Origin of the sequence: Colwellia sp. 20A7 (assembly GCF_009832865.1) — a bacterium.
Lineage (GTDB): Bacteria > Pseudomonadota > Gammaproteobacteria > Enterobacterales > Alteromonadaceae > Colwellia.
The window spans coordinates 1,016,871-1,033,048 of the sequence record NZ_CP047130.1 but is presented as its reverse complement, the minus strand read 5'-3'; the positions used below and the strand labels follow the sequence as shown (position 1 = coordinate 1,033,048).

13 protein-coding genes are annotated in these 16,178 nt (G+C 37.0%); 3 read left to right on the top strand and 10 right to left on the bottom strand.

Annotation, left to right across the window (positions count from 1 at the left end; all coding sequences use genetic code 11):
- Positions 1 to 72 precede the first annotated feature (72 nt).
- The 6 genes from fliG to GQS55_RS04455 all read right to left on the bottom strand — a co-directional run bounded on the left by fliG (position 73) and on the right by GQS55_RS04455 (position 8,038).
- Positions 73 to 1,128: a flagellar motor switch protein FliG gene (fliG, locus tag GQS55_RS04480; RefSeq protein ID WP_159818350.1), complete on the bottom strand. Its 1,056-nt coding sequence runs from the start codon at positions 1,126 to 1,128 to the stop codon at positions 73 to 75.
- Positions 1,121 to 2,821: a flagellar basal-body MS-ring/collar protein FliF gene (fliF, locus tag GQS55_RS04475; RefSeq protein WP_159822550.1), complete on the bottom strand. Its 1,701-nt coding sequence runs from the start codon at positions 2,819 to 2,821 to the stop codon at positions 1,121 to 1,123. Before fliF ends, fliG begins: the two co-directional genes overlap by 8 nt.
- A gap of 187 nt (positions 2,822 to 3,008) precedes the next feature.
- Positions 3,009 to 3,371: a flagellar hook-basal body complex protein FliE gene (gene fliE / locus GQS55_RS04470; protein ID WP_159818348.1), complete on the bottom strand. Its 363-nt coding sequence runs from the start codon at positions 3,369 to 3,371 to the stop codon at positions 3,009 to 3,011.
- A 239-nt stretch (positions 3,372 to 3,610) separates the two neighbouring features.
- On the bottom strand, positions 3,611 to 4,951 hold the full coding sequence (locus GQS55_RS04465) for a sigma-54-dependent transcriptional regulator (protein ID WP_159818346.1): 1,341 nt from the start codon (positions 4,949 to 4,951) through the stop codon (positions 3,611 to 3,613).
- The gene (locus GQS55_RS04460) at positions 4,938 to 6,251 is read right to left on the bottom strand and encodes a sensor histidine kinase (protein WP_159818344.1); all 1,314 of its coding nucleotides are present in this window, start codon (positions 6,249 to 6,251) and stop codon (positions 4,938 to 4,940) included. Before GQS55_RS04460 ends, GQS55_RS04465 begins: the two co-directional genes overlap by 14 nt.
- A gap of 236 nt (positions 6,252 to 6,487) precedes the next feature.
- Positions 6,488 to 8,038, bottom strand: coding sequence for a sigma-54 interaction domain-containing protein (locus GQS55_RS04455; protein ID WP_159818342.1), 1,551 nt, complete (start codon positions 8,036 to 8,038; stop codon positions 6,488 to 6,490).
- Positions 8,039 to 8,282: 244 nt separating this feature from the next.
- On the opposite strand from GQS55_RS04455, the gene GQS55_RS04450 reads away from it, so the two are divergent.
- The 3 genes from GQS55_RS04450 (at position 8,283) to GQS55_RS04440 (ending at position 9,508) form a co-directional block, all read left to right on the top strand.
- On the top strand, positions 8,283 to 8,615 hold the full coding sequence (locus tag GQS55_RS04450) for a hypothetical protein (protein WP_236559762.1): 333 nt from the start codon (positions 8,283 to 8,285) through the stop codon (positions 8,613 to 8,615).
- A gap of 108 nt (positions 8,616 to 8,723) precedes the next feature.
- Entirely contained in the window at positions 8,724 to 9,122 is a 399-nt protein-coding gene (gene fliS, locus GQS55_RS04445; protein ID WP_159818340.1) for a flagellar export chaperone FliS, read from the top strand.
- Positions 9,122 to 9,508, top strand: coding sequence for a hypothetical protein (locus tag GQS55_RS04440; RefSeq protein ID WP_159818338.1), 387 nt, complete (start codon positions 9,122 to 9,124; stop codon positions 9,506 to 9,508). Before fliS ends, GQS55_RS04440 begins: the two co-directional genes overlap by 1 nt.
- Positions 9,509 to 9,656: 148 nt before the next feature.
- On the opposite strand, the gene fliD is transcribed toward GQS55_RS04440, so the two are convergent.
- The 4 genes from fliD to GQS55_RS04420 form a co-directional block, all read right to left on the bottom strand.
- Positions 9,657 to 11,726, bottom strand: a complete 2,070-nt coding sequence (gene fliD / locus GQS55_RS04435) for a flagellar filament capping protein FliD (RefSeq protein WP_159818336.1) — start codon at positions 11,724 to 11,726, stop codon at positions 9,657 to 9,659.
- Positions 11,727 to 11,819: 93 nt separating this feature from the next.
- Entirely contained in the window at positions 11,820 to 12,230 is a 411-nt protein-coding gene (locus GQS55_RS04430; RefSeq protein ID WP_236559761.1) for a flagellar protein FlaG, read from the bottom strand.
- Between the two features lie 163 nt (positions 12,231 to 12,393).
- On the bottom strand, positions 12,394 to 13,782 hold the full coding sequence (locus GQS55_RS04425; protein WP_159818334.1) for a flagellin: 1,389 nt from the start codon (positions 13,780 to 13,782) through the stop codon (positions 12,394 to 12,396).
- A 559-nt stretch (positions 13,783 to 14,341) separates the two neighbouring features.
- A complete protein-coding gene (locus GQS55_RS04420) occupies positions 14,342 to 15,814 on the bottom strand; it encodes a flagellin (RefSeq protein WP_159818332.1) in 1,473 nt (490 codons plus the stop codon).
- Between the last annotated feature and the right edge of the window lie 364 nt (positions 15,815 to 16,178).

The following is a 16,178-nucleotide window of genomic DNA, read 5'->3' as shown; positions in this document are numbered from 1 at the left end:
CAGGCAAATACGAAGTAAAAAAAAGTATAAAGCCTAAATAACAAATAAATATTCTACTATCATCAATGAAGATTATAAAAACTCATCACCGCCGCCGCCGCCAAGCATAATTTCACCAGCGTCAGATAATCGACGGGCAACAGCAAGAATTTCTTTTTGTGCAACTTCTACTTCACTAATACGTACAGGACCCATTGCATCAAGATCATCGACTAGCATTTCAGCCGCACGTTTTGACATATTGCTAAGGAATTTCTCTCTGAGTGCTTCATCAGCACCTTTAATAGCTTTCATTAGTGCGTCTTGTTCAACTTCTCGCAAGATTGCTTGCATACCTCTATCATCAACATCTGATAGATTTTCAAATACAAACATTAGGTCTTGGATTTGTTGACTCATTTCTTCGTCGTTTTCTCGCATCGAATCCATCAGTGTGCCTTCAACATTCGTATCAAGATAGTTCATTATATCTGCAGCTGCTTTCAAGCCACCCATTTTAGCTGCCTGAGCACCCGCTTGGCCTGCAAATTGTTTTTCCATAATTTCATTTAATTCTTGAAGAGCAGCAGGTTGTACTTCTTCTAAATTAGCAATACGCATCATTAAATCTAAACGAACTTTGTCGGTAAACTGACTCATGATTTCAGCTGATTGTTCAGGTGCTAAATATGAAAGCACGATCGTTTGAATTTGGGGATGTTCATTTCGAATAATATTAGCAACTTGCTTAGAGTCCATCCATTTTAAAGAATCTAAACCTTTGGATGCTCCGCCCATAATAATCTGATCAATCAGGTTACCAGCTTTATCTTCACCTAAAGCAGCAGTTAAAGCTTTACGAACAAAATCTTCACTTTGAAAACCAATAGTAGAGAAGTTTTGAATATCATGAATAAATTGTTTATGTACTGCGGTGATTTTCTCTTGGGTGAAATCTTCCATTGCGGCCATAACAGTACCTACTTGCTGTACTTGTTTAGGCTCTAGATGTTTCAATATTTGAGCTGCATCTTCTTCAGATAAGCTTAACAAAAGAATAGCAGCCTTCTCGCTACCTTCTAACTTATTAATATCAAAACTTGGTTTTGTTGCGGTAAGTTCTCCGCCTACGCTTAATTCATCACTCATCTTCGGTTAACCAACTTTTAACTACTTGCGACGACAATTCAGGCTCATTAGCAACTAACGCTCGAACCGCTTTTAATATATCTTCATCACGATGAAGGTCTGGTAATTGTAAGCTACCATCAGCCGCAAAACCAACATTGCCTGCATCAAAGTCTGACGTTAGCATATCCATGGTTTCATCACCAAGATCTATATGACCATCAAGTGATTTATCACCGTAATCATCTGGTGAACTATCAGGATAAATTAAGCGTTTCAACATTGGGCGAACAACAGCCATAATTAAAACTATAATCACTAATGCGGCCATCAACAGCTTTGATAATTTCAAAAACCACAGCTGTTCCCACATTGGTATCACGTCAGTTGCGCCAAGATCAATGCGATTAAAAGGAATCGTAATAACTTCTAAAACGTCTCCTCTTTGTAAATCAAAACCAATGCTTCCTTGCAATAAACGTCGAATCGAGGCAATTTCAGCTACATTTCTTGGTACTTTAGCAACTGCGACTGCTGGTGTTCCTTCGGCTTCAGGGTCAATTGGAGGAGCTATGCCATCAACATAATCAAGTGCGACAGAAACACTAATTCTACGTACAACACCTGTTTGCTGTTTCGTATGACTAATCGCTTCATCAAGCTCATAGTTTTTAGTTGATTCACTATGCTTTCTAGTTGGCGTTGACTTTGTTTGTTGACCTTGTGCATCTTCAGGAATACTCGATTCAAGTGGTGGTTGATTAGTTAAAGCACCAGGTATGCCACCTAATAGACCACCAATAGTACTATCTTCAACTTTCATTTCACTACGAAGTGCAGGTAAATCAGAATTATAACGACGAGCTGTTTCTTCTACATTAGTAAAGTCCATGGTTACATCAACTTGCGCAGTGTAATTACCTAAGCCAACAACAGGAATGAGTATATTAGAAATTTTATCCATATATTCCTGTTCACGCTTTTGTTCAATATCTAATTCATTACGCGAACGAGCAGACACTGAATTTTGACTGCCTGAATTTAATAAACGCCCATTTTGGTCCGTTACCGTAACACGATTTGGACTCATGCCTTGAACTGATGAAGCAACAATATCAACAACAGCATCAACTTCTTCAGCCGAAAGTAAACGTCCGCGCTGTAAAGTTAGTACTATTGTCGCTGAAGGGTTTTTCTCACGACGGGCAAAAATATTTTCTTTTGGAATGGCAAGTAATACCCTTGCACGAGAAACACTTTGTAATTCTTCAATGGTTTTAGCAATTCGCTGTTCTCGACCATACTTTAAACGTTCTTGCTCGACACGCTGACTAACACCAAACCCCATATCTTGCATTACCATATCTTCGCCTTCTGTCGCTTCAGCTGATAAACCTTCGCGGGCTAATAATAATTTTATGGTTTGGTATTCATCGCTTGGTACTGACAGAGTGTTATTTTCTTGACGGTAATCAACTTTACTGGCATCAAGAAAATCCATTGTTTTAATCAGTTGTTCTGTAGGTTGTTTGGCTAAAAAGCGATATTCAGGTTCATTCGCAAGAATAATTACAAACACAGAAATAGCTAAACAGATAGATAACGCCACTACTAAGGTTATTTGACGTAACGTGTCTGCATCACCTAAAGCAGCGGCAAAGCCTGATTTTTTTTCTTCAATAGCACTATCATCACCATAATCATTGGCAATCATTGAACTATTGTTATCTGTTGCTACTATTGAATTTGTTTCAGCCACTTTACTTCTCCGCTTACTACTTTATTTTTCATACTCACATTTAAGTGAGAGTAAATCATCAAGAGCAAGGCGCTTGAATGAGTAATAGCTGGCCTATTGCGATTGAAAGCAACGCCGCTATTGGTTATTTAATTCGCTTAAATTACACTGGCATGCTCATAATTTCTTTATAAGCTTCAACAAACTTATTACGTACCTGAACAGTGGCATCTAGGGCTATACCAGACTTTGACGATGCAATCATCACATCACCTAATGTCACGCTGCGATCGCCCATTTCAAAAGCCATTTTTTTAGCACCAGTATCTTGCTGTAGTTCATGAACTGTTTTTAATGCGTCAGTGAGTAAGTTGCCAAAATCATTACTTGATGAATTGACCTTCCCTGCAGAGTTAACACCTGGTATACCTTCCATATCGCCACCAACAGCTGGAATTTTATTACCAGACGCTTGTAATGACATACTTTGCATTTGTGCGAATAAAGAATTAGTGCTTATGTCCATAGGAGTCTCACTTGTGTCAATTTTTTGCTATAACGCAATAAAAATTATATATAACTAGTGATTCTGCAAGCATGGTGCCAATTGAATAGAAATTAAAAATGTAGTAGCGCATATAACCATAAAGTAAATTAAAACAAATAGTTATAAAAACATCTAATGATTAAAAGTGATAGGTATTGAAGACAAAATAATGTCAGTTGTCTAAATTAACAACTGACATTGAAAGATTAAAACTGAATTTACGCGGGGATGTTTATACCTGAATCACGCATTTTGGCAATTTTATAACGCAGTGTTCGCGGGCTAATGCCTAAACGTTCGGCAACTTCTTTTCTACTACCATGACAAGCTTGTAAGGTATCTAAAATTATTTGATTTTCTTGCAGCTTTAATTCACTACCTAATTTATCATCGGGTGCAATAGTATTATCAACTTCATTTACACTCGCTGTTTCAAAATTTTCAATCATTAAATCACTTGCATCGATAACTTGATTACTTTGTAAAATTAATGCTCTTTGGATTACATTATCAAGTTCTCGCACATTACCCGGCCAACTATAAGCATTTAACTTACTTCGAGCCGCAGTAGTAAATTCAACAACTTGTTCACCATTTTTTTGGCAATAACTCACCACCATATGTTGCGCCAACGGTATTATATCATCAGGTCGTTGTGCTAAAGGTAGCCAAGTTAATGGAAAAACATTTAAACGGTAGTATAAATCTTCTCTAAAGTCGCCCTGCTTTACAGAGTCTTTAAGATTACGATTGCTCGTTGCAATAACGCGTACATCTAATTTTATCGTTTTTCTGCCACCTAAACGTTCTACTTCACGCTCTTGCAATACACGTAAAATTTTAGCTTGTAACCCTAAATCCATCTCAGTGATTTCATCAAGTAAAATTGTGCCTCCTTGAGCCTGCTCAAATTTACCGGGACACGCTTGAATCGCTCCGGTAAAAGCGCCTTTCTCGTAACCAAATAAAGTGGCTTCTAGCATATTTTCAGGAATTGCAGCACAGTTAATGGCAATAAAAGGCTGTTGTGCTCGAGGTGAATTATTATGCACATATTGCGCTAACACTTCCTTACCTGAGCCACTAGGGCCAAGCACCATAACCGATGCCTCTGTTGTTGCCACCTTACGCGCTAAACTCAATAACGCTATACTACTTTTATCCGCTACTATCGGCGTGTTTTTATCAACTTCTGATAATGGTATGTACTGACTTATCATATTTAATAACACTTCTGGCGAAAAAGGTTTAGCAATATAATTACAAGCACCGTGTTTCATTGCTTCAACGGCATCATCAATAGTGCCGTAGGCTGTCATTAATAATACAGGTAAGTTAGGGTGATTATTTTTAATGTTTTTTAATAAAGAAAGCCCTGACATTCCACCCATTTGTACATCACTAATAACAATATCAACACTGTGATTTTTTAGTAAAAGCAAAGCACTTTCAGCTGAGTCGGCTTCAATACACTGATAATTAGCTAAAGTAATAGTATCAATCAATGCTTCGCGTAAACCAGCATCATCTTCCACAACCAATATTTTATGATGACTCATGAGACTTCTCCTGTTGGTTTGCATTTTGTGCTGATTTGTCTTCACTAGTTTTATCTAGTAACGGTAACTTAAGACAAAAATGAGCGCCTTCTCCGGCTTTACTTAAATAATTTACTTTACCTTGATGTGCTTCAACCACCGACTTAACAACAGCCAACCCAAGCCCAGTTCCCTTATGGCTAGAGGTATAAAATGGTTCGAATATTTTGTCTATATTTTTACTGTTAATACCGGCACCATTATCTTTAACACTAATATAAACAGTATTACTCTGGCTATAAATTTGAATGTTAATAACGGGTTGCTTAACTTGGTTTGAACCTGTCGCTTGTAATGCATTATGAATTAGGTTTTGTATCGCCCCTGTTAACGCATTTTTATTAGCTAAAATAAAATGATCATTATTAGGTAAACGAATATTTAATTTGGCGTTAGCTTTAGTAATTAACGCATCCATTGACTGTGTCGCATCATTAATCAGTTCGTTAACTGACAACGATTGAACAACTTGTTCATTACCACTTTTAGAAAATAGAAGCATATCATTAACTTGTTGCTCTAAATCATGTAATCGAGAACCCAACTTTTCTTGGAAACTAACACGAGACTCATCAGAAAGTTTTTTATTCGATAAGTTAGCGCTATATAACATTGCAGCAGAAAGTGGTGTTCTAATTTGGTGTGCTAATGTTGACACCATACGACCCAAAGATGAAAGTCGTTGTAATTGACCAACTTTATCTTGTAATAAGCGCGTTTCCGTTAAATCGGTAATCATGATTAACTGCCCTGGTTGGTCACCTAAACTCGCAATTTCTAATTTAACGCGACGACCATCTTTAAGGGATACTTCATGCCAATCATCGGCTCGAGGTTTAAATGAGCGAGCAATAACACTAAACCAAGGTTGTCCTAAAATAGGCTCATCAAGTAAGCCTCTAGCGACTTTGTTAATTTTTACAACTACGCCATTTCCATCAAGCATAACCAGGCCTGTAGGCATCATTTCAATCAGTTGATCTGCCATTTCAGCGTAATTTGACTGTTGATTTTTTTGTTGCAGAAAATTTACGCCAATATAAGACTGTTTTTTTGACGCCACCTCATTATGGGGGAACTGGCTTTGAGCTGACGGACTCTGAATGGATTGCTTTTTGGACAGTTGGGCACGCAATGACGCTAATTCGCCAGGGAAAGTCTCTCTTTCTAACAAGGTTGGGTCTGCCAATGTATTTGTAGGCAAAAGGATCTTTACAGAGTTAAAACAATTATTAGCAATAAAATGCTGTGCTAGTGCCATAAAATCAACGTCCAAAATAAATTTATATCACGTTGATTAAAGCATTATACATGCCATAGTTTTTATTGTTATTTATCAGTATCTTGTGGTGCATCAATTGCTAAAAGCACACTGTCAAAGGATTGGCATTAGCTTTATCAGTAACTTTACTTGTAGCGTAAATATCAACCTAATTTATTCTATTAGAAAAAAGACATCTGAATTTCAACGACAACAACTTGTACTTTGATATATCGTTAAGATGGTTTTTGTAAATTGTATTTACGCATTTTCTCAACAAGCGTTGTTCTGCGCATACCTAGAGTTTCTGCCGCGCGAGCTACAACATATTGATGTTTGACTAACGACTGAGAAATAAGTGAAACCTCTAATTCAGCCAAGTATTCTTTCAGGTTTACCCCATCATTTGGCAATAAACTCGCATTTGAAATACCGTTATGATTTTTGACTGCTAAAGCATTATGCTCATTCTGATTAAGACCATTAACAAACTGATTATTTTCATCAGACGTTCCTTCATCAGTGCTGTCTTCATCGTCATCATAATCGAAGCCACCAAACAACTCATTAATAGCTTCTCGCTCTCGTAATTCCTCAGGGTATTCGGGCGTATAAACTTCGGCATCAATATGTTGATATTTTTGTGGTAACTCGGCTACATCAACAATTTGATCGCCATACATAATTAACATGCGTTCAATTAAATTGGACAACTCACGAACATTTCCGCCCCAAGAATGCTCCATTAAGGACTCAATGGCTTTATCAGTAAAACGTACTGTTCTTTTTTGTTCTTGCTCGAAACGAGCGAGTAATTCTTTTAATAATAAAGGAATATCTTCTTTTCGATCTCGCAATGCTGGTGTTTCAATAGGAAAAACATTCAGGCGATAAAATAAATCTTCGCGAAAACCACCTGTTTTAATCATATCTTCTAAATTTTGATGGGTCGCTGCAATAATGCGCACATCTGCTTTTAAGCTTTTACTACCACCAACACGTTCAAAAGTACGCTCTTGCAGCACACGAAGTAACTTCACTTGCATTGGTTGCGGCATATCGCCGATTTCATCTAAAAATAATGTACCACCTTCAGCTAATTCAAAACGACCTTTTCGTGTTGAAATAGCACCAGTGAAAGCCCCTTTTTCATGACCAAATAGTTCGCTTTCTAATAATTCAGCAGGGATAGCACCACAGTTAACAGGGACAAAAGCGCCCTTAGCTCGTTCAGATAAATCATGAATATTACGCGCAACCACTTCTTTACCGGTACCTGACTCGCCAAGCACTAAGACACTCGCAGGGTTTCTGGCCACCTGTTCAATTAAAAAGCGCACATCATTCATTAACTTACTTGTTCCCACCAAAGAACGAAATAAAGCACTTGAGTTAAGCTTAGGGCCTGTTCGTGGTAACTTATTGTGATATTGATGACAATGATGAATAAGTTCAGTTAATTGGGCGTAGTTTAATGGGGTACTTAAACTAGCAATAACATTACAATAACCATCCAAAATATTAGCATCGACAACATCATGTAACAGAAAAGGGATTTTAGGATTAGTTTCAACCAGCTTTATTATTTCAGGTGATACCTCTCCAGAAATAATTACCGTTAACAAGTGCTCACTTTCTTTAAAGCATTCTTCTACGATACTTGGAGGACACTGAATAAAGTGCTCGCCAATAAAAGACAAGACCGTCGCCACTTGATGAGAACGACTCACATCATTATCAATAATAAGGATTTTTTTGTGACCTTGAGTATGATGTATTGAGTTCATAAGCAACTGTTAATTATACCGATTAGAATTATACTATTCATGATTCTATCAACTAGCGCTAAATAGGCAACAAAAAATTGACACTATAAGTCATTATTTTGTCACTTAATAGCTCGATTAAATAGATAAAATGCATTTAGAAAAAAGACATTCGGTCGATAATAAGTATAAGCATTAATTTTGCTACTAATTATTGAAAATTTTTAGACATATAATCAAGTGTCAATAAATACTGGCACAATATATGAATAGTGATGATAAACCTATTAACTTAATGGAAAGTAAAATGCTAATTTTAAATGGTAGTGCCGAGTATATGTTAACAAATAACGAACACGTTCAAGGTAACAGATATGGTTTTAATATATTTGTAAAAAAAGATGATTTAAATTCTCAATTAGCCGATATAGAAAAATATCTTGTCGATAGAGGCTGGGATAATATTGAAATTACCGATAATGGCCTTATTGAAAATATTGAAGGCATAAACCATGCTATATTAATTGCAGCATTTAAAAAAGCACAAAGCGAAGGGCTTTCAGTTGTTGTAAATAAAAATGCAATAGAAAGCAACTAGTATCAATTAAGCATAAAACTTATACATCATATAAATATGCTGGTTAAATGACAAAACGTACATTTACTATATAGCACTTAGTTAGTGTTGTTATCTTTGGAGTAAATAATGGCTCATGTATCATTAAAAAAATATCAACAAACAACGGTAAGTAATGCTGGTGAAGCATCTCCTTATCAATTAGTTGCCATGTTGTTTCAAAAATTGTTGGACAATATAGCAACCGCTAAAGGTGCTATAGCCCAAAAAGACTACGCAAAAAAGGGAGCACAAATATCAAATGCCATCGCTATCTTAGGCGTTTTAGAAGGCTCTCTTGATCATAGTCAAGGTGGTGATATCTCAGAAAATTTATCAGCTTTATACACGTTTAGCTCTGAAAAATTATTTGAAGCAAGCACGAATAACGATATTGAGTTATTAAATGAAATAGCACTTATTATTATCCCAATTAAGTCAGGTTGGGATTCAATTCCACTAGCAGAACAAGGCAAGGTCAGTTTTTAATGCCAAATAAACTAAAAACTCGCCTTGAAAACATTGTCGAAATATCGCGACAGGCACTGTTGCAGCTTGAAATTCAAGTAAAGAATACAATTACGTCAAATGATGAAAATATATTAACCGATAATCAATCAATTAATGAAGTTCAATATCAATTAAACAGCCAACAATTACTTAAATTGCTCGCTAAACGCCAATCACTTATTTCCCAGTTATTTGAAAACTATACTCAAAAAAAACTCAGTGTCGAATTAACAATGATTAATGAGATGGTTGCCTTAGATGAGCAACTCACCTCATTATCACAAAACAATAAACAAGCACTAGCAGCGCAAGTAACAAAACTTAAAAAAAGTAGTAAAGTTAGAAACCTTTATAATAAATATTAAAGAATATTTATTATAATCAGTTAACCAAATCATACCCATAAAAAAACACCAATAAACACTTTAAAAATAAAGCATATATTAGTGTTTTGTAAAATAACCTAGCTAATTAAATCATAGCTAATTAGCTCATAGCTTTATTAATTACAAGTTAGCTACTTGATTTAACAACCCCAGGCATATTCTCTAATTGGGCTAATAAATATGAGCCAGTTGAGCTCAATTGTGCAACAAGAAGGTCCATCGCATTATATTGTGATAATAACCTTGACTCTAATGACTCCATTTTCAACTGAAAAGCCTCATATTCAGTATCTAACTTGGCTAACTGGGTTGTTTTTCCATCCATTCGTTGCTGTATTATACCGTCACTGTCAGTATAAAAACCAAGAAACTCATCCATATTATTAACAAAGCCATTGTCGCCTTCTGAGCCTAAAAAGAAAGACTGTACTCTGTCAGGAGACTCTGCAATTAAATCATCAAGCGTATCCTGCTCAAAGCTTAATGTGCCATCAAGTTCAGTGCGAATACCTAATTGTGATAACGTTAACGTAGTGCCATTACCTGAGTCAAATGCTTCATTAAATTGGTTACGAATTTTACTCATAACGCCCCGAAGTAAAGAATCACCTGATAAAGCAGCACCACCGCTTTCGCTTGAGCTACTCAATTGATCACTCAAAGCAACTAACGCATTAAAACTTTCAATAAATGAGTTAATACCTGTTGCTACATTATCATTATCTTCGGTAATTGCTATTTTACTTTTATCATCGCCAACATCATGTACTTTATTTGCAGTGATGGTCACGCCATCAATAACATCTTTAAAGGTATTATCACTATTAGTAACTGAAATAGTACCATCAATCATAATTTTAGCATCTGAGGCTGCATCAATTTCTGACATATGCCCAATATTTGCAGTTGCGGTTTGATTAACAGAGCTAAACTGCGAAATACCCGTCATGTCATTATCGTCACCGTCATCATCTAGTGCGGTTACGGTAATAGCGTGAGCACCACCTGACTGTCGACTACTAAACATCAAATGTTCATCACCTGCATCATCAATAACAATACTTGCTTTAATAGAGGTATTATCACCATTATTATTAATCGCATCAACGATATCATCTAACTTATCTGTTGCCCCAATAGTTACATCAAAACTATTACCATCAGAGCTAAATGATAATGTACCAGAGCCTACGGTATCGCTTGAATCAAAACCATTCGCTGAGGTTAATTTGTTTGTAGTATCTGACGTTAATCGAGATAATCCTGTCATATCGCTATTACTTGGAGTTGGCACGTCCATATTTACCGATGCAAACTGAGAAATACCTGTTAAATCACCATTACCACCATCACCATCTGCGGCGGTAACAGTAACCGCGTTAGCAGTTCCTGGTTCAATAGAATTAAACACTAAATGTTGGCCAGTACCATCAGTAACGATTCTTGCAACAACTGACGTATTATCTTCACTATCATTAATAGCCGTTACAATGTCTGACAACGTATCGGTAGCCGCAACGGCAATATCAAAATTATTACCACCTGAGCCAAAAGATAACGTACCAGAGCCGACAGTGTCAGTTGAAGTAAAACCTGTAGCTGACGTTAACTGATTACTTTGCTCAGTAGCATTAACTGTAATAGCATTATCTAAGCCTGTTTTTTTACTATTTAAGACGAGATGCTGACCTGATGAATCAGTAATAATAGTTGCACTAACCGACGAATTACTACTGCTGTCATTAATCGCATCGCGAATATCACTTAATGTATCAGTATCAGACACTACAATATCAAAAGAATTATCACCAGACGCTATTGAGAGGGTGCCTTCGCCTACCGCCTCATCGCCATCAATAGCAGAAGACAATAATTTATGCTGGGTAGCTAAGGCTAAAACTTCTACAGAATAATTACCTACTTCGGCCTCTTTATCTGATGACAAACTAACAAAGTCATCTCGTCCTGAAATGGTACGTTGTTGATATTCATCTTCGTCACCAAGGGCACCAAAAGATGCGGTCACATCTTCTAAAGCTGACTTTAGCGCACCCACTGCAGATATATCAGTAGTATATGCACCTTGCAAAGTAGCCATTCTCGACTCATAAGGCACACTTTCGGCACTAACAATAGCATCAATAATAGTAGAGACTTCAAGGCCAGAGCCTATTCCGGTAAATGAAATGCCTGTCATGAAAAATTCTCCTTTAACCTATAATGTTGATAAAATAATGAACTTATTACTGCACGTAAAGCTTAGCTACAAAATCAGTTTAGCTAAAGTCGATTAAACTTTTGCATCAATAAAACCACCAACCATGTCTGATAGTTTAGAGACCAGGGTTAGCACTTCTTCAGAGGGGTATTGTTTAATTAAATCACCCGAGGTTTTATCAATTACTTTAATAACATCTCGTCCCGAATCTTCATCAACAACAAACTGAATATTTCGATTTAAATCGCCCATAAAATCTTGCAATTGTTGCGCCACTTTATCTAATTGTTCAGCCTTTAATGGCTCGTGATCGACAACATTTTCTGATAATTCTTGAACAGTATTACCTTGTTTGTCTTCAGTAGCAATAATGTCATTTGTACTTTGATCTACTGCACTTTTTTGATTAGCTGTTTCACTAGTACGCTTATATTCAGAGGTTAAGCCTGTTAACCCTAGGTCATTACCATTTTGGACATTCATAACATACTCCTTTTAAATCACCACGTACTTTTACAATGAACAACTTACCTTAAAAATCAGTATAAATTATAGTGGTCAGTTTATCAAAACGAAAAGGGAAAAGGGAAAGAGCGCTGACCCATTCCCTTTTCATCATTGAGGTATAACCTGAACCGTAAACTTATTAACCAAGTAGACTCAATGCTGCTTGTGGTAATTGGTTAGACTGTGCCAATATTGTAGTACCTGCTTGTTGCAATATTTGGTTTTTAGTCATTACCGCTGTTTCTGATGCAAAATCAGTGTCTTCAATACGGCTTCGTGAAGCTGACACGTTTTCTGCAACGTTAGACAAATTACTAATAGTATGGCTAAAACGGTTTTGAACCGCACCTAAATCAGCACGTTGGCTATCGATTTGTGCTAATGCTGCATCAATTGTTTGTATCGCAGATTGTGCACCGTCTGAAGTAACACCTGAAATATCCATACTTTCAACAGATGTTAGCTTACCTGAACCACCCGTTGCGGCCAAACCTCCACCTAAAATTTCATCAACGCTAGCACCTGAGATACCAATTTTATCTGGTGATGATAATTCTAGTGTAGATGAGACAGCTTGTGAACCAGCTGCAGTACCAGCACCTAATGAAGCTAAACCTGCGGTAGCAATAAGTTCAATACCATCTACGCCTGTTGCCTTAATAGTTAAATCACCACCAGATTCAACCACATCATAGCCATCAGCGACCATAGCTTCAGCCAAACGTGCAGCATCACCACCATAAGAAGCCAATGCATAAGTATCTTCGCCAATTTTCAAATCACCTACATCAGATGAATCTAAACCGGTTAATGTCGTTTCCAACTTAGAACTCGCCGTTACACCTGAAGCGGCATCATTAATCTTAACGGCTATTTTTTCAGCGCCGTCATTAGCAGCGACAGAAACAGTTTTACCATTTATATTTAGTGTTGCATCTGCGGTCGTAGCATTTTGAAGTGCTAAAGTAGTATCACCCGCAGTCCCTAAAACACTACCTGCACCACTAACAGCATATTCACCAATCGCATCTGCCGACATATTACCCAAAGAAACGTTGATCGTTTCATTGGCATTAGCACCTACTTGGAATTGCTTAGTACCAAAAGAACCATCTAATAAGCTTGTTGAACCAAAACTGGTTGTTTCAGCAATACGCGTTAGCTCTTGTTGTAGCGCGCCTACTTCTTTTTGAAGTGCCGCACGGTCATCTGCACCGTTTGATCCATTAGCTGATTGCAATGCTAAATCACGCATACGTTGTAGTATAGCTGACGATTCTTGCATTGCACCTTCAGCAGTTTGCGCCATTGAAATACCATCGTTTGCATTACGTTGCGCTACACCTAAACCATTAACTTGAGACGTTAAACGGTTGGCAATTTGCATACCAGCAGCATCATCTTTTGCGCTATTAATACGCATACCAGAAGATAAACGTTGCATTGATGTTGCTAAACCTTCACTTGATTTACTTAGGTTACGTTGTGCATTGATTGACGAGCTATTCGTAATTACTGATAAAGCCATGATGAACTCCTGATTACATAATGTAATGATTTAGTTAGTTGTATTAACCAGAAGCTGTTAATTAACTTATAAGAAAGTTACAAACAAATTAATCAAAGCAGCTCTGTACTGAATACTTTAACGGCAGGATTAAAATTAACTTGACGTTTTTTTTGAAAAAAATGATAAAAAAAATAAATAAGGTATTAATACATTGTTAAATAAAGATAAATAATTTAGCCTTTTATTCGAAAAGTATTGTTATATTGATTATTATTAGGGGATTCCGTATTAAGTGACCTACTGAATGACAGGCTTTTCGTCATTCTGAATCCCACACCGTCATTCTGAACTTGATTCAGAATCTTATCCGTTATGCTGCGTAGTCGTTGGAATTCAAGATCTCACGTATTATTCAACTACACGTTTGGGGTTCCGTATTAAGTGATCTACGGAATGACGGACTGTTACACCTACAGAATGATAGACTTTTTCAACTACGGAACGACGAATATTAAAAAAGGGCTAAGTTTTCAAACCTAGCCATTTTAACGTGTTTTAATGCATAACCCTATCTAACTTAGCCGCCGAGTAAACTAATCGCCGCTTGTGGTATCTGATTCGCTTGCGCCAAAATAGTGGTCCCTGCTTGTTGTAATATTTGGTTTTTGGTCATTACTGCTGTTTCTTGTGCAAAGTCGGTATCTTGAATACGACTTCTAGATGCTGAAACGTTTTCTTGAACATTCGCTAGGTTACTTATTGTGTGGGTAAAGCGATTTTGTACCGCACCTAACGCGGCACGATTAGAGTCTATTTGTGCTAATGCCGCATCTATAACCTCAATAGCCGCCTGAGAATTTTCCGCGGTAACACCTGAAATATCAATATCTTCTACTGAATTTAAAGCGCTTGCACCTCCACTAGCCGCTATATTATTACCATCAAAACCCTGTCCAAGAATTTGATCAACTGTAGTACCTGAAATACCAATTTTTTCTGATGATGATAAATGTAACTCTGCAGAATGAGATAAAGCGCCAGCACCTGACGTTAATAAAGCACCTGCTGGTCCCATTTCTACAGTCCCCACAGGCGAAGCGGTAATCTCAAAACCATCAATATCTGTTGCAACAATATCTATACCACCAGCCCCAGAATTTAAACCTTGATCAAATACAGCATTGTAACCAGCTGCTTGTAAATCTTCAGTAAGACGCTCCATATCACCACCATAAGAAGCTAACTCAAAGGTATCTTCTACAGCACCTTCTTTATAAATATTAAACGTGCCTGCATCGGAAGCGGATAAGCCCTGAATTCGCGTGGTTAATACAGCTTGAGCTTTAACACCGGTAGATTCATCGTTAATATTTGCCGCGATAGTGGAAGCACCATCACCACTATTAAAAGATACATCTGTACCATTAATATTCCAAGTATCTCCTGACGTTCCCATATTAGTAGATAGCAAAGACGGTTCAGCGTCACCAATATTATTTGCCGCCGTAGCTGTGGTACCTGCACCGTTGATTTGATTAGCACCAATAGCATCTGCGGATGTATTGCCTAAAGTCACATTAATGGTTTCATTGGCATTAGCACCGACTTGAAATTGCTTAGTACCAAAGCTACCATCAAGTAAACTGGTAGTACCAAATTTTGTCGTTTCAGCGATACGTGTTAATTCTTGTTGTAAAGCCCCTATTTCTTTTTGTAATGAATCTCTATCATCAGCAGAGTTTGAACCATTCGCTGACTGTAATGCTAAATCACGCATACGCTGTAAGATAGCAGATGATTCTTGCATTGCACCTTCCGCTGTTTGCGCCATTGAAATACCGTCGTTAGCATTACGTTGAGCTACCGCCAAGCCATTAACTTGAGAGGTTAATCGATTAGCAATTTGCATCCCGGCAGCATCGTCTTTAGCGCTATTAATACGCATACCCGAAGATAAACGTTGCATAGATGTTGCTAAACCATCACCCGATTTAGTTAGATTTCTTTGGGCGTTAAGCGATGATGTGTTAGTTACTACTGATAAAGCCATAATAATATCCTAATATTTATGTTAGAAACTTATTTAACTTAAAGCTCCTTTTAATAATTACATATCAAGAAATAGGCCAATCATTAAAATCTATTTAAAAACAAATAGATAAGAATATATTCCAGTTTTTTTTTGGAGTGGTTCTCATGTTTTTTTGTTTATTGTATTTCAGTCAAATTTTTGACCACTTACTTAAAGCAACTTAGGTAACTTAACCTAGATTAAATATAGGCCTTGGCATTAACCCCTTACTAATACCATTACATTATGTTTGTGATCTTGTTGCGCGAAGGAAAGCAGATCAAGGTAAGCTAATGAATTGCTCAGTCGTTGGCTTATATGATTGAAAATAAAAATAATATTG

Coding starts and splice junctions, on each gene's coding strand:
- GQS55_RS04460 (WP_159818344.1), bottom strand. CDS start 6,251: ATGGCACTAGCACAGCATTTTATTGCTAATAATTGTTTTAACTCTGTA.
- GQS55_RS04465 (WP_159818346.1), bottom strand. CDS start 4,951: ATGAGTCATCATAAAATATTGGTTGTGGAAGATGATGCTGGTTTACGC.
- GQS55_RS04455 (WP_159818342.1), bottom strand. CDS start 8,038: ATGAACTCAATACATCATACTCAAGGTCACAAAAAAATCCTTATTATT.
- fliF (WP_159822550.1), bottom strand. CDS start 2,821: ATGATTGCCAATGATTATGGTGATGATAGTGCTATTGAAGAAAAAAAA.
- GQS55_RS04450 (WP_236559762.1), top strand. CDS start 8,283: ATGAATAGTGATGATAAACCTATTAACTTAATGGAAAGTAAAATGCTA.
- fliE (WP_159818348.1), bottom strand. CDS start 3,371: ATGGACATAAGCACTAATTCTTTATTCGCACAAATGCAAAGTATGTCA.
- fliG (WP_159818350.1), bottom strand. CDS start 1,128: ATGAGTGATGAATTAAGCGTAGGCGGAGAACTTACCGCAACAAAACCA.
- GQS55_RS04425 (WP_159818334.1), bottom strand. CDS start 13,782: ATGGCTTTATCAGTAATTACGAATAGCTCGTCAATCAATGCACAACGT.
- GQS55_RS04440 (WP_159818338.1), top strand. CDS start 9,122: ATGCCAAATAAACTAAAAACTCGCCTTGAAAACATTGTCGAAATATCG.
- fliS (WP_159818340.1), top strand. CDS start 8,724: ATGGCTCATGTATCATTAAAAAAATATCAACAAACAACGGTAAGTAAT.
- GQS55_RS04430 (WP_236559761.1), bottom strand. CDS start 12,230: ATGAATGTCCAAAATGGTAATGACCTAGGGTTAACAGGCTTAACCTCT.
- GQS55_RS04420 (WP_159818332.1), bottom strand. CDS start 15,814: ATGGCTTTATCAGTAGTAACTAACACATCATCGCTTAACGCCCAAAGA.
- fliD (WP_159818336.1), bottom strand. CDS start 11,726: ATGACAGGCATTTCATTTACCGGAATAGGCTCTGGCCTTGAAGTCTCT.